Origin of the sequence: Enterococcus sp. FDAARGOS_553, assembly GCF_003812305.1 — a bacterium.
GTDB lineage: Bacteria > Bacillota > Bacilli > Lactobacillales > Enterococcaceae > Enterococcus_D > Enterococcus_D gallinarum.
Genome location: NZ_CP033740.1, coordinates 2897616 through 2916517, shown reverse-complemented (window position 1 = coordinate 2916517; position 18902 = coordinate 2897616). Strand labels below are relative to the sequence as shown.

The 18902-nt window shown below is 41.4% G+C and carries 18 protein-coding genes; 16 read left to right on the top strand and 2 right to left on the bottom strand.

All coding sequences use genetic code 11. The features are described 5' to 3' along the window. Positions 1-35: 35 nt before the first annotated feature. From EGX73_RS14440 to thrB, 5 genes are all read left to right on the top strand, one after another. Positions 36-1763 (top strand): phospho-sugar mutase, encoded by a 1728-nt coding sequence (locus EGX73_RS14440; RefSeq protein WP_005471201.1) that lies wholly within the window; start codon positions 36-38, stop codon positions 1761-1763. A gap of 230 nt (positions 1764-1993) precedes the next feature. Continuing rightward, positions 1994-2287, top strand: coding sequence for a metalloregulator ArsR/SmtB family transcription factor (locus EGX73_RS14435; RefSeq protein WP_003126275.1), 294 nt, complete (start codon positions 1994-1996; stop codon positions 2285-2287). 116 nt (positions 2288-2403) lie between these two features. Beyond that, positions 2404-3639 (top strand): homoserine dehydrogenase, encoded by a 1236-nt coding sequence (locus tag EGX73_RS14430; RefSeq protein WP_123867029.1) that lies wholly within the window; start codon positions 2404-2406, stop codon positions 3637-3639. Between the two features lie 3 nt (positions 3640-3642). Further along, complete coding sequence (gene thrC / locus EGX73_RS14425) at positions 3643-4701, top strand: threonine synthase (protein ID WP_003126277.1); 1059 nt, start codon at positions 3643-3645, stop codon at positions 4699-4701. Beyond that, positions 4698-5567 (top strand): homoserine kinase, encoded by an 870-nt coding sequence (gene thrB, locus EGX73_RS14420; protein WP_003126278.1) that lies wholly within the window; start codon positions 4698-4700, stop codon positions 5565-5567. Before thrC ends, thrB begins: the two co-directional genes overlap by 4 nt. A gap of 99 nt (positions 5568-5666) precedes the next feature. Here thrB and EGX73_RS14415 read toward each other — a convergent pair whose 3' ends face one another. Further along, entirely contained in the window at positions 5667-6515 is an 849-nt protein-coding gene (locus EGX73_RS14415; RefSeq protein ID WP_003126279.1) for a pyruvate, water dikinase regulatory protein, read from the bottom strand. 93 nt (positions 6516-6608) lie between these two features. On the opposite strand from EGX73_RS14415, the gene EGX73_RS14410 reads away from it, so the two are divergent. The 9 genes from EGX73_RS14410 (at position 6609) to recO (ending at position 13945) form a co-directional block, all read left to right on the top strand. Beyond that, positions 6609-7040: a Fur family transcriptional regulator gene (locus EGX73_RS14410; RefSeq protein ID WP_003126280.1), complete on the top strand. Its 432-nt coding sequence runs from the start codon at positions 6609-6611 to the stop codon at positions 7038-7040. 168 nt (positions 7041-7208) lie between these two features. After that, positions 7209-7385 carry a 30S ribosomal protein S21 gene (gene rpsU / locus EGX73_RS14400; RefSeq protein ID WP_002356740.1) on the top strand — a complete coding sequence of 59 codons (177 nt, stop codon included), beginning with the start codon at positions 7209-7211 and terminating at the stop codon, positions 7383-7385. 33 nt (positions 7386-7418) lie between these two features. Then, positions 7419-7868: a GatB/YqeY domain-containing protein gene (locus tag EGX73_RS14395; protein WP_003126298.1), complete on the top strand. Its 450-nt coding sequence runs from the start codon at positions 7419-7421 to the stop codon at positions 7866-7868. Between the two features lie 211 nt (positions 7869-8079). Beyond that, entirely contained in the window at positions 8080-9054 is a 975-nt protein-coding gene (locus EGX73_RS14390; protein ID WP_003126299.1) for a PhoH family protein, read from the top strand. 21 nt (positions 9055-9075) lie between these two features. Beyond that, a complete protein-coding gene (locus EGX73_RS14385) occupies positions 9076-11277 on the top strand; it encodes an HD family phosphohydrolase (protein WP_123867028.1) in 2202 nt (733 codons plus the stop codon). Beyond that, a complete protein-coding gene (ybeY, locus tag EGX73_RS14380; RefSeq protein ID WP_003126301.1) occupies positions 11277-11753 on the top strand; it encodes an rRNA maturation RNase YbeY in 477 nt (158 codons plus the stop codon). Before EGX73_RS14385 ends, ybeY begins: the two co-directional genes overlap by 1 nt. Next, on the top strand, positions 11737-12126 hold the full coding sequence (locus EGX73_RS14375; RefSeq protein WP_029486721.1) for a diacylglycerol kinase family protein: 390 nt from the start codon (positions 11737-11739) through the stop codon (positions 12124-12126). Before ybeY ends, EGX73_RS14375 begins: the two co-directional genes overlap by 17 nt. Before the next feature lie 27 nt (positions 12127-12153). Next, positions 12154-13053: a GTPase Era gene (gene era / locus EGX73_RS14370; RefSeq protein ID WP_003126304.1), complete on the top strand. Its 900-nt coding sequence runs from the start codon at positions 12154-12156 to the stop codon at positions 13051-13053. Positions 13054-13168: 115 nt separating this feature from the next. Continuing rightward, entirely contained in the window at positions 13169-13945 is a 777-nt protein-coding gene (gene recO / locus EGX73_RS14365; protein ID WP_021149887.1) for a DNA repair protein RecO, read from the top strand. On the opposite strand, the gene EGX73_RS14360 is transcribed toward recO, so the two are convergent. Next, the gene (locus EGX73_RS14360) at positions 13936-14742 is read right to left on the bottom strand and encodes an AraC family transcriptional regulator (RefSeq protein WP_003126306.1); all 807 of its coding nucleotides are present in this window, start codon (positions 14740-14742) and stop codon (positions 13936-13938) included. The genes recO and EGX73_RS14360 overlap by 10 nt on opposite strands. A gap of 110 nt (positions 14743-14852) precedes the next feature. Here EGX73_RS14360 and EGX73_RS14355 point away from each other — a divergent pair, with 110 nt between their 5' ends. Together EGX73_RS14355 and EGX73_RS14350 are read left to right on the top strand one after the other, a co-directional pair. After that, complete coding sequence (locus EGX73_RS14355) at positions 14853-16865, top strand: beta-galactosidase (RefSeq protein ID WP_041119731.1); 2013 nt, start codon at positions 14853-14855, stop codon at positions 16863-16865. Then, entirely contained in the window at positions 16862-18616 is a 1755-nt protein-coding gene (locus EGX73_RS14350; protein ID WP_123867027.1) for a beta-galactosidase family protein, read from the top strand. Before EGX73_RS14355 ends, EGX73_RS14350 begins: the two co-directional genes overlap by 4 nt. Positions 18617-18902: the final 286 nt, after the last annotated feature.

The window sequence follows — 18902 nt, the reverse complement described above, 5'->3', positions numbered from 1 at the left end:
ATAGTCATTTTAAAGTTAGAAGGAGTGGTTTTTGTATGGGATGGGAACAAATTTATGAGCAATGGAAAAATCATCAACAATTAGAAGCAGGGTTGAAGGATCAGTTAACAGAACTGGAGAAAGATCCAGAAATGTTGCAAGATGCTTTTTATATGCCGCTTGAATTTGGTACTGCTGGGATGCGAGGGATCTTAGGACCTGGGATCAACCGCATGAATATCTATACGGTCCGTCAAGCAACAGAGGGATTGGCGCGCTTCATGGATACACAAGATCCAGAAACCCGTCGCCGCGGTGTCGCAATCGCATATGATTCTCGTCATTTTTCACCAGAATTTGCGATGGAAGCAGCCAAGACATTAGCAAAACACGATATTCCTGCCTTTGTGTTTGAAAGCTTACGTCCAACCCCTGAATTATCTTTTGCGGTACGTTATCTGCATACGTTCACTGGAATCATGATTACAGCATCTCACAATCCGGCAGCTTATAATGGATACAAAGTATACGGCGAAGATGGTGGACAAATGCCTCCAGCAGATGCGGACGCCTTGACAGCATTTGTTCGAGAAATTGAAAATCCATTAGAAATTCCAGTTTTATCAGAAGAAGAAGCAAAGCATAGTGGATTGATCACGATTATCGGCGAAGAGGTCGATACTGCGTATCTAAAAGAAGTCAAAACAGTGACAATCGATCAAAAATTAATCGAGACAACAGGGAAAAATCTTAAATTAGTTTACACACCATTACACGGAACAGGTCGGATGCTTGGTGAAAAAGCTTTGAAACAAGCAGGGTTTGAGCAATTTATTATTGAACCTTCACAAGCTGTTGCGGATCCAAACTTCAGTACAGTCAAGTCACCAAATCCAGAAGAACATTCTGCCTTTGAATATGCGATTGCTCTGGGAGAAAAAGAAGACGCAGACTTGTTGATTGCAACTGATCCGGATGCGGATCGCTTGGGTGCTGCAGTCCGGATGCCTGATGGAAACTATCAAGTATTGACAGGAAATCAATTAGGCGCATTGATGATCCGTTACATTCTAGAAGCCCACAAGAATGCCGGCACACTACCGGAAAATGCAGCAGTCCTAAAATCGATCGTTTCTAGTGAATTGCCAACAGCGATTGCCCAGTCTTACGACGTTGAAATGGTCAATGTATTGACTGGCTTCAAATTCATTGCCGAAAAAATCCAACAGTATGAAACAGATCATTCCCATACGTTCATGTTTGGTTTTGAAGAAAGTTACGGTTACTTGGTAAAACCTTTTGTGAGAGATAAAGATGCGATCCAAGCACTTGTCTTGTTGGCTGAAGTCGCTGCTTTTTATAAACAATCGGACAAAACACTTTATGATGGATTGCAAGATATCTTTGAGGAATATGGTTATTATGCCGAAAAAACGATTTCTGTTACGATGAGCGGTATGGAAGGTGCAGCCAAAATCACTGCATTGATGAAAACATTCCGAGAAAAAGCACCATCAGTTTTCGCGGGTATACCAGTCGTTCAAACAGAAGATTTCAAAGAATTGACAAGAGTTGGTTTAGATGGTCACATGCAAAAAATGACTACACCACCGTCAGATGTATTGAAATATACTCTTGAAGATGAGAGCTGGATTGCGGTTCGTCCTTCTGGAACTGAACCAAAAATCAAATTTTACATTGGTGTCAAAGGAAACTCTTCTGAAGATGCAGCAAATAAAATTGCTGAACTTGAAGCTGCCATTAATGAAATTACAGAAGTTTAAGCGATAAACAAGAGCTAGATCCTTTTCAAATACTTGGATGAGAATCAGATAGATTATTTTGCTGATATTCAGTTCTTCTTGGAGAACTTATTATAGGAAAATGTGCTGCTTCTTTTCCAGGTATTTGGGTGGATCCTGCATTTATTTTGACGCCTTGTTTTCAATGGGGCTTGACAAAGAATGCTTGAACCAGCTAGAATTTTATTCACCATCAAGAAAGGAAGACCAGCATGACTCAACCAGATCAAGAAGATATCCAAAAAGTCACTCAAATTTTTAAAATGCTTGGTGATCCTACACGTTTGAAGATATTGCTTTCTTTAGAAGAAGGAGAACGTAATGTAACTTCGATCGCAGAGCAAGTGATGATGGAACAATCTGCGGTCTCTCATCAATTGAAACTATTGAAAGATAATCGGATCGTAAAATCGGAACGACAAGGAAAGACAATTTTATATAGTTTAGATGACAAGCACGTAGTCGACATCTTACAAAAAACATTCGCTCATATCCATCACCGCTGAAACTAGGACGAGAATTTCTCGAAAGTCCTAGTTTTTTCTTATGCTTTTTGGTATGCTAGTAGAAAATTAAAAATGGATGAACGATTTTTTAATAACGTTTTCGGTAAGGAGGCTATATGAAAGAGCAATTAAATATAGGACTACTAGGAATGGGTGTCGTAGGCACTGGAGTCTGCCAACTATTAGCGGAACAAAGAGAGGCAATCGCAGCCCGAACTGGTGTCGAGATTTTTATTACGAAAGCATTGGCCTCTCCTTATGATGATAAAAGCGCAATTGCCCAAAAATACGGGTTTGAACTGACTAGTAATATTCAGGAAATCTATCAGGATGAGTCCATCGATGTCATTGTGGAATTGATTGGCAAGATCGATCCTGCGAAGGATTTTATTCTTGGTGCGTTAGCTCACAAGAAACATGTTGTAACCGCCAATAAAGATCTCTTGGCGTCTCATGGCCCAGAACTGACTGCCGCTGCTAAAAAAGCCGGTGTTGCATTGTATTATGAAGCCAGCGTGGGAGGCGGGATTCCTATCTTGCGAACATTAAGCACGCATTATTTACCCGATACGATTACCTCGATTTCTGGCATCGTCAATGGTACGACGAATTATATGCTGACAAAAATGTTAACAGATAACTTAAGTTATGAGGAAGTTCTAGCTGAAGCACAGGCAAAAGGATTTGCAGAATCGGACCCGACCAATGATGTGGACGGTATTGATGCAGCTTATAAGATGGTCCTCTTGACAAAATTTGCATTTGGTATGACGATCGAGATGAAAGATGTTTCTATCGGCGGCATTCGTGGATTAGCAATTGAAGACATCATTTATGCCCAACAACTAGGGTATGAAGTGAAACTTATTGGTACGGCACAAAAGACACCAAAAAATCATGTCGCTGTTTCTGTTGGTCCAGTTCTTGTCCCTAAGCCCCATCCGCTAGCCTCAATCAAATATGAGTTTAATGGCGTGTATATCGAAAGTACGGGCATCGATCGTTCCATGCTTTACGGGCCTGGAGCGGGGGCTCGTCCTACTGCGACGAGTGTGCTGGCAGATGTGACGGAGATCGCTAAAAATAAATCTGCTGGGATCACTGAATCATTTCTAACCTTTGAACAGCCGACTCAGATTGCAGTACCAGATGAGCTTCGTCAACGTTATTACATTGCGTTGACTGGACCATTAGCAGCGCAGCAACAGACATTGGACTGGATCGACCAAGAATCTATCTTGGAAAAGAAAGCATTTTTGACGAAGCCATTGAGTCCCTCGGAATTAACAGCAGCATTATCGATTTTTGAAGATGGTCGAATTAGCCAAATCATGAAAGTAATGGAGGAGTAGCAGATGTATGAAGGACTATTAAAGCACTATAAAGAGTATTTACCGGTGACAGAAAAAACACCGCTAATCTCATTAGCAGAAGGAAACACACCGCTGATTCCATTGAATAACTTATCAGAAGAATTGGGTATCACATTATATGGGAAATACGAAGGACTAAATCCTACTGGATCTTTCAAAGATCGGGGAATGGTGATGGCAGTAGCCAAAGCGGTGGAAGAAGGCGCAAAAGCAATCGTTTGTGCTTCTACTGGTAATACCAGTGCTGCAGCAGCAGCGTATGCGACACGAGCAGGAATCAAAGCCTATGTGGTGATTCCAGATGGTAAGATCGCAATGGGCAAGTTGGCACAGGCAATCGTTTATGGCGCGGATATTATTTCTATTCCCGGGAATTTCGATGAAGCACTAAAAGCAGTTAGAGAAATTGCCAAAACAGAAGCTGTGGCCCTCGTGAATTCAGTCAATCCTTACCGTTTGGAAGGACAAAAAACCGCTGCCTTCGAAATTTGCCAGCAGTTGGAGAAAGCGCCAGATGTACTAGCAATTCCAGTAGGAAATGCTGGAAACATCTCTGCTTATTGGAAAGGATTCAAAGAATGGCATGACAAACAAGGGACTTCACTACCAAGAATGCATGGATTTGAGGCAGAAGGTGCCGCAGCAATCGTAAAAGGCGCGGTAATCGAAGAGCCAGAAACAATCGCAACAGCGATTCGGATCGGCAATCCAGCAAGTTGGAAGCTAGCAGAAGCCGCTCGTGATGAATCAAAAGGGTTTATCGATGCTGTAACCGACGAAGAGATCTTGAATGCTTACCGAAAGGTAGCTGCACAAGACGGTGTCTTTATTGAACCAGGATCGGCTGCTTCACTAGCAGGCGTGATTCAGCACGTGAAAAACGGGAAAATTCGTCCTGGTGAAACCGTAGTGGCAGTCTTTACTGGAAACGGCTTGAAAGATCCTGATACAGCTATTCAGGCTACCGAAGTAGCGATCCATAAGATGAGTGATCTAGAAGAAATGCGGCAACACCTGCGTAAAGGAGTGTCTCAACTATGAAGATTCGCGTTCCTGCAACCAGTGCAAATTTAGGACCTGGTTTTGATTCTTGCGGGATTGCTCTCTCAAAATATCTATTCATTGAAATTATGGAAGAAAGTGACCGATGGGAGATCTTACATGAACTCGGCAGTGAAATCCCTAATGATGAAAGTAATCTGCTGTTACGTGTCGCGCTGAAGCTTGCACCTACACTTACACCGCGTAAAATCCGCATGTACTCAGATATACCTTTAGCACGGGGATTAGGCAGCAGTTCATCGGTTATCGTGGCTGGAATCGAATTAGCCAATCGTTTAGGACACCTGAACTTAAGTGATGCACAGAAAGTTGATATTGCAACGGCCATTGAAGGCCACCCCGACAATGTGGCACCGGCAATTTATGGCGATTTTCTGATTACGGCCTTTGATCATGAACATAAACAAACTTATGTTGTTAAACATCATTTTCCGGAATGCAATATTGTTGCTTATATTCCGCAAGAACAATTGTTGACAGAAGCTAGTCGGAATGTCCTCCCTAAAACACTGGACTTTTCAACTGCTGTTGAAGCCAGTGCAATCGCCAATGTGATGATCGCAGCAGTGATCAAAGGGAATCTACCTTTAGCAGGTAAAATGATGCAGGCGGATCGTTTTCATGAGAACTATCGTGAAAAATTAATTCCGCATTTATCCACGATCCGCCAAATTTGTGAAGAAGAAGGCGGCTATGGCTGCTTCCTGAGTGGGGCTGGACCAACTGTCTTAGCGATTGTCCCACCCGAAAAGGCAGATAAGATCTGCCGCCTTCTCCATGCGCTTGAAACCAATGCAGCAATCGAACAGCTGCAGATCGATCGCGAAGGCGTCCAAGTCTTTTAGACTTTTCTGATTTGACACAAGCAAAAATCCCCAGAATAATGGTACAGTCTAGCTGACCATTACTCTGGGGATCTTTTTGTCTAAAATGTATGTGGCTGGTTATTCTTCTGTTTCTGACGTGTAGTAACTATGGTCTTCCAAATTCAATGCATTCAAAATCATGGAAGCTGTCTCTTCAATTGAAAGAGAGGCAACATTAATGACGATGCAGCCTAATTTTTGATAAAGATCATTGGCAAACTCTAATTCAGCCCGGATTTTTTCAATATCTGAATACGCCGTGTCTGGATTCAATCCGTAAGAACGCATCCGTTCTTTGCGTATGCTGTTTAAAACGTCGGGATCATTCGTTAACCCAACGATTTTGCTCGGTTCGATTTCCCACAACTGCTTAGGAATATGTGCTTGGGGCACAAGAGGCAAATTCGCCACCTTCAAGTTTTTGTTGGCTAAGAAAAGACTTAGCGGTGTTTTTGATGTTCGGGAAACACCTAACAAAACGACATCGGCTTCGAGAAAACCTCGTGGGTCTTTTCCATCATCGTATTTAACAGCGAATTCCATTGCTTTGATACGTTTGAAATAATTTTTGTTTAAATGATGCAATGCGCCGGGTTCTCGCGACGGAGCGACACCTGTGCGTTTTTCTACCTCGGTGACAGGAGGAGTCAATACATCAAAATGATATAGGTCGGCTTCTTCACAAAAGTGATTGGTTAGCGAGACTAGCTCATCGTTAATCAGTGTGTGCAAAATAATGGCATCGTGTTTTTTGGCATCAGTCAACGCCTGGATCAAGTGTTCTTTGGTGTGAATAAAGGTACGCCGAAATAAGTTGAATTCAACACTTGGGTACTGTGCCATGGTTGCTTGAGCTAATTTGGAGGCCGTTTCTCCTGCTGAATCGGACAAGACAAAAATCGTGACAATCGTTTCTTGTGGGTTCATAGTAAAATCCTCTCTTGCATTTTTGATAATTTCATTATACCATACTTACGATCGCTAAAAATCGGAATGATTTTGATTTACTGGAGGGATTCGATGAAAAATCAACCATTGATTGAGCAAGCTATGTCGATATTAAAAGAACATGGCTATAAATATACCAAAAAAAGAGAAGCTATCATTACTTATTTAGTGAAACGCAACCGTTATTTGCCGGCAAAAGAAATCCATGATTTCATGTCTGAAGAATACCCGGGTCTAAGTTATGACACGATCTATCGGAACCTTCATGATTTTTCTGAGATTGGCATCTTGGAAGAGACTGAATTGAATGGAGAAATGAAATTTCGTTATAATTGCTGCGTGGAATTGGAAGATCATCACCATCATCATTTTATTTGCACGGTTTGTGGCAAAACAAAAGAGCTGCATATTTGTCCAATGGATTTCTTTCAAGAACAATTGCCCGGGTGCAGTATCGAAGGCCATCGTTTTGAAATTCTAGGCAGATGTGAAGATTGTCGCTGATTGTTCGGATTCTAAGATTGAATCAGGAAGTTCATCGACTTTTTTACTAGAATACCTTGACACTTTTTCAGGGGTTAGCTATAATTTTCAAAGGACAGTCTTGTTTTTTGAGATTTTATTTCAATGACAAATACGGTTACTTTTTAAGCTCGGAGGGAGGGAATTTACATGTCAAAAACAGTCGTTCGCAAAAACGAATCACTTGACGATGCTCTTCGTCGCTTCAAACGTTCCGTGTCAAAAGCGGGTACTTTACAGGAATCTCGTAAACGTGAATTTTACGAAAAACCAAGTGTAAAGCGTAAGAAAAAATCTGAAGCAGCTAGAAAACGTAAAAAATTCTAATTTTCTACTGTTTTGAGAATTGGAGCTGGTAGTGTGACGCTACTAAGTACACTGAATGATGACATGAAAACAGCGATGAAAGCCAAAGACAAGGAAACGTTGCAGGTGATTCGCATGTTGAAAGCATCGATTCAAAACGAACAGATCAAAAAAGGTGCCGACTTGAACGAAGAGGAAGAATTGACTGTGTTGTCTCGTGAAATGAAACAACGTCGTGATTCTCTGACTGAATTTGAGAAAGCCGACCGTACCGATCTGGCTGAAAAAGTCAAAGGTGAAATTGCAATTGTTGAAAAATACTTGCCGGCACAACTTGATGAAGCGGAAATTCGCCAAATCGTTGCTGGTGCGATCGAAAAAACAGGAGCTTCTTCTCCGAAGGAATTCGGAAAAGTGATGGGCGCTGTGATGCCTCAAGTAAAAGGCAAAGCAGACGGCAACCAAGTCAATGCGATCGTCAAAGAATTATTAGGGCAAATGTAAGGACACGCCGTAAGCATCTTATTGGATGCTTACGGCTTTTTTGTTCTTTCTTAGTGAGTATTTTTAAGTAGAATCAATGATCGAAAAACAAACTTTTAATAAATTGCAAAGAACGCTGCCAAAACGCTTCTTGAAGCTTACAAGTAATTTTGCTTTTAGCGATTGTGTGGTATTATAAACTAGAATGCCTAAAAAAGGAGCTGTAACTTATTTGACAGAAGAGCGTATTTCTTTGGAAATCCAACTGACTCAAAATGATGATATTAGTTTGTTGTTGGGTTCCCATGACAAACATATCAAAGTCATCGAAGATGCTACACAAACAACGATTCATACCCGCGGAGAAATGATCCAAATCATTGGTGAAAAGACAGCCGCTGAAAAAGCCCAATCCGTGATCCATGCGTTGCAAGAGTTGATCAAACGAGGGATCAATATCAGTACGCCAGATGTTATTACGGCATTGAACATGGCAAATAAAGGAAACTTAGATTATTTCACAGATATGTATGAAGAAGAAATCATCAAAGATCGTAACGGTAAGCCGATCCGCGCAAAAAATGCCGGACAAAAGAAATATATTGAAGCCATCAGAACCCATGATGTCGTTTTTGGCGTTGGACCAGCAGGAACCGGAAAGACGTTTCTTGCCGTTGTCATGGCCATTGCGGCATTGAAGAAAGGACAAGTTCAAAAAATCATCTTGACGCGACCCGCTGTTGAAGCAGGTGAAAATCTTGGCTTTTTACCAGGTGATCTGAAAGAAAAAGTCGATCCCTATTTGCGTCCCGTTTATGATGCCCTTTATCAAATCTTTGGTATGGATCATACCAATCGTTTGATGGAACGCGGCGTGATCGAGATTGCTCCGCTAGCCTATATGAGGGGGCGGACTTTGGAAGATGCTTTTGTGATTCTTGATGAGGCACAGAATACCACTATTGCCCAAATGAAAATGTTTTTGACCCGCCTAGGATTTAATTCAAAAATGATCGTTAATGGCGATACAAGTCAAATTGATTTACCAAAAGGAACAACGAGCGGACTGATTCATGCGCAACGAGCGTTAGAAGCAATTCCTAAAATTGCGTTTGCGCACTTTGAAGCAGGAGATGTCGTTCGTCATCCAGTCGTTGCAGACATTATACGTGCCTATGAGGAATCCGATAGTAAAGAACAACGTTGATTGTCGGACAGGAGGGGTAAAATGATCATACAACCGTTACGGAATTTTCGAGAAAAATTAGGCCGCTTTTACCTGCCGCTGCTTATGGTGCTCTTTTTTGTTTTATCTATTGGGATCATGTTTTCCAGTGTAAAACAAAACAATGTCGACTATAGCGAGGGGCAGGTTGCGGAAGAAAATATCCGAGCCAACAAAACGATTGAAAACACAACTGCTACTGAACAAAAACGTACGCTAGCCGCTGAAGCCGTCTCGCCTGAATACACGTATCAAGACGATTTGGCACAAGTTCAACATGAACGGATCAATCATTTGTTTGAATTGATTGATACAGTCAACAAGACTGTCAATACGAAATATGAAGCTGCGGTCAAAGCTGCTGGTGAAAATGAAAATGTTCCTAAACCGGATACAGAAGAGTATATCGCCACTTTAAAAAAAGAATTTGAAAAAATGAGTGATGATGAACTTGATTTTTATCAAGCGCTGACCAATAATTTTTTGTCGACATTGTTTTCATTGAATAGTGATCAGCTGAACACGGTAAGAGATTATGCGCTGCAGCTTGTTGATGAACAAATGGCTAAACAGATCCGCCAATCTGAATTGAGTACTTTTCGATCAGAAGCCGAAGAAAAGATCCAGTTTTTGGATGTAACTTCTGAAATGGCAACAGCATTACGCTTTTTAGTCAATCAAGGGATCGTTGTCAACGATTTTCCTAATGAGAAACGAACGGAAGAAGCTCGGCAGGCTGCCAAAGACGCTGTTCAGCCTGTTATGATCTATCAAGGTGAGATCATTGTCCGGGAAGGCTCGCAGATTGATTCAAATGCATTAGAAAAATTGCAGCTTCTCGGTCTGACGAGTCAAACCTTCTCTGTATTTCCGTTGATTGCTTTAGTTTTTACTGCTGCTTTACAGATGCTCATGCTCTTTTATTACACACGGCAGACAAAAAACGAAGACAAACGGATGAATGCTGTGACCTTTTATGTCATTGCGATGATTTTTAGTATTTTATTGATGAAGTTTTTCCAACTATTTCAGTCTGAACTCATCGCGTTCATTCCGTTATTCTTTCCAGCTGCCTTTACCCCGCTGATCTTGAATATATTCTCAAGTCGGCGTTTGGGAATTTTAGCTGCGATGTTTCAAGTAATCAATGCGATTTTCATTTATTTTGATTCCAGCGGTACGAATATGCTGACTACTGTCTTGGTAACCTATTTGTTCTCTGGATTGATGGGAACGATGATCAGAAGGAAACGAATCGCCAGTCAAGGACGAACAGCCATTATGTGGGTCATCGTCTTTCCGTTCTTATTAAGTGTCATGTTAGTGATTTTCCAAGGGATGGATTTCGCGAGAGGCAATACCTGGACGACGATCATTTGTGCCTTAGCGGGTTCATTACTTAGCTATCTACTAACGATTGGTTTGCATCAATACATTGAGTTATTGGTCTCAGACAATAGCATGATCGTTCTGAACGAACTAAGTAATCCAAATCACCCGTTACTTAAACAATTACTGGAAGAAGCACCAGGAACCTATCATCATAGTATGATGGTCGCCAATTTGAGTGCTAATGCTGTAGCAGAGATCGGCGGACAAAGTTTACTGACACGGGTCGCTTGTTACTATCATGATATTGGTAAATTAAAGCATGCGAATTTCTTTGTTGAGAATTTACCCGCAGGGGCTGAAAATCCCCATAACTTTTTGCTTCCGGAAGACAGCAAGCAGATCATTTTCGGACATGTGATCGATGGAGCGGTTCTTTTAGAAAATGAGAAAATGCCTCAGATGGTGGTGGATATTTGTCGCCAGCACCATGGAACAACCTTGATGCGTTATTTCTATGTCAAAGCGAAAGAACGTAATCCAGAAGTGACAGAAGCCGATTTTCGCTATCCTGGACCAAAACCACAAACAAGAGAAGCAGGGGTCGTTAGTATCGCGGATAGTTGTGAAGCTGCTGTGCGGGCAATGGATAATCCCACAGATCAGAAAATCAAGGAATTTGTTTCGAATTTGATCAATGATCGGATTCTTGATGGACAATTAGATGAGTCCGGACTGACATTGCATGAAATTCGTATCATTGAAAAGTCCTTAGTCAATGGATTGTGTAGTACATTCCATTCACGGATCAAATATCCGAAAATGAAGTCCGAAGCGGAAAAAATGAAAGAAGAACAAGAAAGAAGAGATCGGTAATGGAGATTGCTTTTTTAGATGAAACAAATACAGTGAGTCAAGAGAAAATCAATGAAATTGATGAACTGCTGCAGTATGCGGCAGACTATTTGAAGCTGCCTGAGGATACGGAAATGTCTGTCACCTTCATGGACAATGCCGCTATCCAAGTCATCAATCGGGACTATCGTGATAAAGATCAACCGACGGATGTCATCAGTTTTGCTTTGGAAGAAGAAACGGAAGAAGAGTTGCCGATCATCTTTGATGATGAAATGCCAGCTATGCCGAGAAATCTTGGGGATATCATGATTTCAGTCGAGCGGGCAAAAGAGCAAGCTAGTGAGTATGGACACAGCTATGATCGGGAATTGGGCTTTTTAGCGCTGCATGGATTTTTGCATATCAATGGTTATGATCATATGACACCAGAAGATGAGAAAGAAATGTTCGGTCTGCAAAAGGAAATATTGGATGCCTATGGACTCAAAAGATAAGAATACAGAAAAAAACAAACAATTTATCACATCCATTGAATTTGCCTTTACAGGAATCAAGACCGTCTTTGACGAAGAGCGCAATATGCGCAAACATGTCTTGTTAGGCATCGTTGCAATCATTGCGGGATTTGTCTTTAGATTAAATCAAATGGAATGGCTCTGGTTGTTGTTGTCGGTATTTTTGGTTTGGATCGTGGAAATCGTCAACACAGTCTTTGAAAATGTCGTTGATATGTTTACCGATTTTCACTTCCATCCCATTGGCAAAAAAATCAAAGACATGGCGGCAGGAGCAGTCCTGATGACAGCATTCTTTGCATTGATCGTTGCGGCAATCATTTTTATACCAAAAATTTTAGCGTTCTTTTAGAAAGATAATACACAGAGGAGATCACCTATGACAACACATAAATCAGGCTTTGCTGCCATTGTTGGCCGGCCCAACGTTGGTAAATCCACATTACTTAATCGCGTAGTAGGTCAAAAAATCGCTATCATGAGCGACAAAGCACAAACGACCCGAAATAAAATCCAAGGGGTTTACACAACACCAGATGCACAAATCGTTTTTATCGATACACCTGGAATCCATAAGCCAAAACATCGCTTAGGAGATTTCATGGTGGAAACTGCTTATAGTGCACTTCGTGAAGTCGATGTGACCTTATTTATGATCAGTGCCGATCAAAAACGGGGGAAGGGCGATGACTTCATTATCGAGCGGCTGCGGAAAAACGAGACGCCGGTCTTTCTAGTCATCAATAAAATCGATAAAGTACATCCAGACGAACTTTTAGCTATTATCGAAGATTATGCGGCTCAAATGACGTTTGCGGAGATCGTGCCGATTTCGGCAACGGAAGGAAATAATTTTGAGACATTGATGAGATTAGTCATTGATCAAATGCCGGAAGGTCCCCAATATTTTCCTGAGGATCAAATCACAGACCATCCAGAATATTTCATCGTTTCGGAATTAGTGCGGGAAAAAGTGCTGTTACTGACTAGAGACGAAGTGCCTCACTCAGTCGCTGTGGTGGTTGACTCGATGAAACGGGATGAAAATGATAAAATTCATATTCAAGCAACGATCGTCGTTGAACGGGATAGCCAAAAAGGAATCATTATTGGGAAAGGCGGCAAAATGCTGAAACAAATCGGAACAAAAGCACGATTAGATATCGAGCATTTGTTAGACGATAAAGTTTACTTGGAATTATGGGTCAAAGTTCAAAAAGACTGGCGAGACAAACAAACCTTCCTGACAGACTACGGTTATCGGAACGATGATTACTGATCTTCTCTAAACAAGATCAGCTAAGAAGTTTGATGAGAGAAAAGACAAAGAAAGCTGGAGCAAGCGAAGGGGATTGAGCTGCTTCAGCTTTCTGGTTTAGAAAGGAGCGTTATTCATGAATTTAGTTGAAACAAAAGGGATCTTGTTATTTACTAGGGACCATAAAGAAAAAGATAAACTGGTCAAAATATTCACTGAATCGGCTGGAAAGCAAATGTTCTATGTAAAAGGTGCCCACCGCAAGAATAATCCTTTAACGCCAGCTTTGCTTTCGTACACTGAAGCGACCTATATTGGAAATATTCGTTCTGAGGGCTTGTCATTCTTGAATAATGCCAAAGATATCCATTCTTTTCGCAAAATCCAAGGTGATATTTTTCTTGCAGGCTATGCTACGTATCTATTGAATCTGGCTGACTCTGCGATCGATGACCGCGTGTACGATCCAAATCTCTATCATTTCTTACATGAAGCTTTGCAGTTGATGGATACTGATAATGATGCAGAGATCATCACTAATATTTTTGAGATTCAGTTGCTGCAGCGTTTTGGGGTCTCACCGATATGGACCCACTGTGCGGTCTGCGGACAAACAGAAGGCCGCTTTGATTACTCCTCGAAATACAATGGCGTCATATGCGAAAAGCATTGGGCCTTAGATGACCATCGTTATCACGGTGATCCAAGGGCAATCCATTTTATTCGTTTGTTTGCACAAATCTCTTATGAACAAATCGCATCGATCAAGTTAAAACCAGAAACGAAGCAAGCCATTCGTCAGGTAATTGATTTATTGTATGATGAATATGTTGGCTTACATTTGAAAAGCAAAAAATTTATTGATCAAATGGGACAGTGGCAAGATATCCTGAAACCCAAAGATCAACGATAAAGTTGGCGAAACTTCTTTGGAGTAGCGCCAACTTTTTTTTTGAAAAGAGCAGTGAAATGACTTGCATCTGGGATTCCTACCAAGAAAGCGACATCTTGGATATCCAGATGAGGCTCGCCTACCAATAATTCTTTGGCACGATTCAGGCGATAATTCAGCAAAAATTGGGAGGTTGACTGCCCCAAAAAGCGCTGAAAGAGACGCGACAAATACTGCGGAGTTACAAAAATTTTTTCCGCAAGTTCAGCGACGGTCAATGGATGAGCATAATTGGTTTCGATTTCTAGTAGTACAGGCGCAATGTAGCGTTGGTACAAATGATGCTTTTCATTTGCGTCAGCATTTTGTTGTTGGATCAATGCCAAAAGAAAGTGATAGCAACTGCTGGAAGAGCGCAATGGGTCTAATATTTTTTCTTGATCGTCGCTGATTCGTTGATTGATCCACTCACTGTAAGAAAATAAAGGGCTATCTTGCCCCATCAAGTAGCGCTTTCCGCCAAAAGGTTTCAACAGTTCCTGTACTAAATCTCCTTGCAGCGTAACAAAGTTTGTCTGCCAGTCTCTATGAGGATGGTAACGATGAGGGATGAATGGCAAAATCAAAATGCCAGCCCCAGGAGTTAACACAAAGGATTGATCATTAAAAAGGACGGTCCCTTGGCCAGCGGTAGTTTGCAACCAGTGATAATATGGATAACCAGTGGGGCGAACCACTTCATCTTGTGCCCAATGATTCCCAATGCTCTCGATACTGACAGGGAGCCGAGGGTTGTTCTGATAGAAATAGATAGACATTGAATTCTCCTTGTTTCGAAATATTATAGAATCATGACAATCCTATTATACTACAACTTTTTGAAAAGCCTTACAATAATAATTATCAATGAGAAAAAGGAGCGTCAAACATGAAAAAAGTTTTTGAACGGTTTTTATTCGGTGGCGATTATAACCCTAATCAGTGGCCGCAAGAAATCTGGCAAGAAGATATGCGAATTTTTAGAAATGCACACATCAATAGTGCGACAATCAATGTCTTTTCTTGGGCAAAAATCCAACCTTCAGAGCACAATTATTACTTTAATGAGTTGGATGAGATGATTGATATGTTGAGTGAAGAAGGCTACGACATTGTATTAGCGACTTCAACAGCGGCGTTGCCAGCATGGATGTTCAAGCGCTATCCAGAAGTGGCTCGAACTGACTATGAAGGGCGGCACCATAAATTTGGACAGCGGCACAATGCGTGTCCTAACAGCTTAGTCTACCAAAAATATGCACAACGATTAGCTGGGAAATTGGCACAACGCTATGGTGGTAACCCGCAAGTCACTTGTTGGCATATCAATAATGAATATGGAGGTGAGTGTTATTGCGAAAACTGTGAGAAAGCTTTTCGGGTCTGGCTAAAAGATAAGTATCAAACCCTTGAGGCATTGAATAAAGCGTGGAATCTGGAATTTTGGGGGCATACTGTTTATGAATGGGACGAAATCGTTCTGCCGAATGCTCTTTCTGAAGGAATCGGTCATGACAAAACCGCATTTGCAGGAATTTCTATCGATTATCGTCGTTTCAATTCTGACAGTCTTTTAGAAAACTTTAAGTTAGAACGGGACGCTATTCGTCAATTCGATAGTCAAACACCGATTACCACGAATTTGATGGGAACTTTTAAAGGACTCGATTACTTCAAATGGGCAAAAGAAATGGATATTGTTTCTTGGGACAACTATCCTTCGTATAATACACCATGGAGTTTCGTTGCAATGACTCATGATTTGATGCGGGGATTGAAGCAAGCGCCATTTATGTTGATGGAACAAACACCATCCCAACAAAACTGGCAACCATATAATTCATTGAAAAAACCTGGCCAAATGCGCGCGCAAAGCTATCAGACGATCGCTCATGGAGCAGATACAATCCAGTTTTTCCAACTTCGCCGCTCCATTGGTGCTTGTGAGAAGTTTCATGGTGCGGTGATAGAACATGTTGGGCATGAGAACACCCGTGTATTTAAAGAAACTGCAGCATTAGGAGAAGAATTGAGCCGACTGAACGAAGTTTTGGGTAGTGAAACAAAGGCTGAAGTTGGTGTTCTATTTGATTGGGATAATTATTGGGCATTGGAATATACGAGCGGACCAACAGTTGATTTGACTTATGTGCAACAAATCCATCAATATTATCGTTACTTTTATGAAAAGAATATCGCAACAGATTTGGTGTCAGTTGATGCAGATTTCAGCAAGTACCAAGTGCTGGTAGCACCGGTTTTGTACATGGTAAAAGCAGGTATGAAAGAAGCTCTTGAATCCTTTGTGGAACAAGGAGGCACCTTGATCACAACGTATATGAGTGGCATTGTTGACCAGTCAGACAATGTCCATCTAGGCGGCTACCCTGGGCCTTTAAGAGAGCTAGCAGGAATCTGGGTAGAAGAGATTGATGCATTAGCACCAGAGCAGACGAACGTTATTCAATTAAAGGGGGGAAGACAGGGAGAAAGTAACTTAGTCAGTGAGATCATCCATTTGGAGACCGCTGAATCTGTAGCGGACTATACGAGTAACTTCTATGCCGGTTCACCAGCAGTGACCAAAAATCGATTTGGTCAAGGTGTCGTTTATTATATTGGGACTCAACTTGAAAAAGATCTTTTAGATACGATCTTGGATGAAGCAACCAATAGCGCAAATCTAACTGCTGTGATTGAAGGAGAAACAAATCTAGAAATCAGCTGTCGTCATACGGAAGAAGCGGTTTACTATTTTATCATCAATTTTCAGAAGCAAGCGCAAAAGGTGCCGGCACAATTTGTAGGAAAGAAGGACCTACTGTCCGGTAAGCATTTGACTGAAGACTCCGTTGCAGATCAATACAGTGTATATGTAATCAAGGAAGGAAGAAGCGAATGACTGCTTTTGTAATCAAAGACGAATTTTATTTAAATGATCAGCCCATGAAAATTATTTCTGGCTCGATACACTATTTTCGAGTTGTGCCTGCATATTGGCGGGATCGCTTAGAAAAATTACGTTTGATGGGTTGTAATACAGTCGAAACGTATGTGCCTTGGAATATGCATGAACCGCAGGAAGGAATGTTTGACTTTAGCGATAATCTTGATTTGCGGCGCTTTATTCAGCTTGCACAGGAGGTAGGGCTGTATGTGATCCTTCGTCCAGCACCTTATATTTGTGCGGAATGGGAATTCGGGGGCCTTCCTTATTGGCTGTTAAAAGATCCCTTCATGAAGATTCGCTTTGACTATCCACCGTTTATGGAAAAGATCGCTCGATACTTTACACAGCTTTTTTCTCAAGTGAGTGATTTACAGATCACTCAAGAAGGACCAATTTTGATGATGCAAGTTGAAAATGAATATGGCAGTTATGGAAATGACAAAAGTTATTTGCGAAAGTCTGCTGAACTAATGCGTCACAATGGCATTGACGTGCCCTTATTTACGTCAGATGGTCCTTGGCTGGATATGTTAGAGAACGGTTCGATCAAGGACATCGCACTGCCAACCATCAACTGTGGATCAGACATTCAGGAGAATTTTAGAAAACTTCAAGAATTCCATGGGAAGAAGCAGCCATTGATGGTCATGGAATTTTGGATAGGCTGGTTTGATGCATGGGGAGATGACAAGCACCATACCACATCGGTAACCGACGCTGCTAATGAATTGCGGGACTGCTTAGAAGCTGGCTCCGTCAATATTTATATGTTCCATGGTGGCACGAACTTCGGCTTTATGAATGGTGCCAACTATTATGAGAAATTATCACCAGACGTTACTAGCTATGACTATGATGCGTTGTTATCGGAATGGGGCGATGTGACACCTAAGTATGAAGCATTTCAACAAGTCATAGGTGAAATTACCGAAATCCCATCCTTTCCTTTGACTACAAAAATCACCAAACGGGCTTATGGTAGCTGGAAAGTTAGTCAGCGAGTTTCTCTCTTTGAGACACTAGCTAACATCAGTCAACCAGTCAAGCACAATTATCCTTTAACGATGGAACTGTTAGATCAAGCTACTGGCTATGTCTATTATCGTTCGCAAATTGGCAAATCGCGTGTGATCGAAGACTATCGACTGATCCATTGTCAGGATCGAGCCCATACGTTTATTAATAATCAGCTGCAATTTATTCAATATGATCAGGAAATCGGACAAAAGAAGACTCTCACACTGACGGAGGAGTCAAATGAGTTAGGGATCTTGGTTGAGAACATGGGACGGGTCAATTACTCCGTCCAAATGAATCATCAATACAAAGGTATCAAAGACGGAGTGATCGTCAACGGTGCGTTTCAAAGTGAATGGGAAATATACAGTCTACCGATGGATAATCTTGATCAAGTAGATTTTTCCGGTCACTGGCAAACGGGACAACCGAGTTTCTCCAAAGTGAGCTTTCAAGTGGATGAATGCGCAGATACATTTGTAGAACTGCCGGGCTGGGGCAAAGGATTTATTGTGATCAATGGGCATAATATTGGTCGTTTCTGGGAGAGAGGACCGCAAAGACGGTTATATATTCCAGCTCCTTATTTACGAGAAGGAAACAACGAGGCTGTGATTTTTGAAAGTGACGGTCGGGTATCAGATATGATCATCTTTCACGATCAGCCGGACTTAGGCCCTAATTAATTGCTTTTATATTTTTTGATTGACAAAGTCCCTATACAGCTACTATGATAAGGATAATCAAATAAATACGTTGATCGGAAAAAAGAAAGAAGCCAGAGTCATCCAGCGAGCTTGGGATAGTGAAAGCCAAGTTGAATCCTTTTTTCGCAGGCATCCGGGAGTATGACTCAATGAAGCTGCCGAGTAATCGGAAGTAGGGTGGAACCGCGAGAATATCGTCCCTATATCTATGCGCAAGTATAGGTATAGGGATTTTTTGGTGTGATTCACCATTGCTCGAATCACT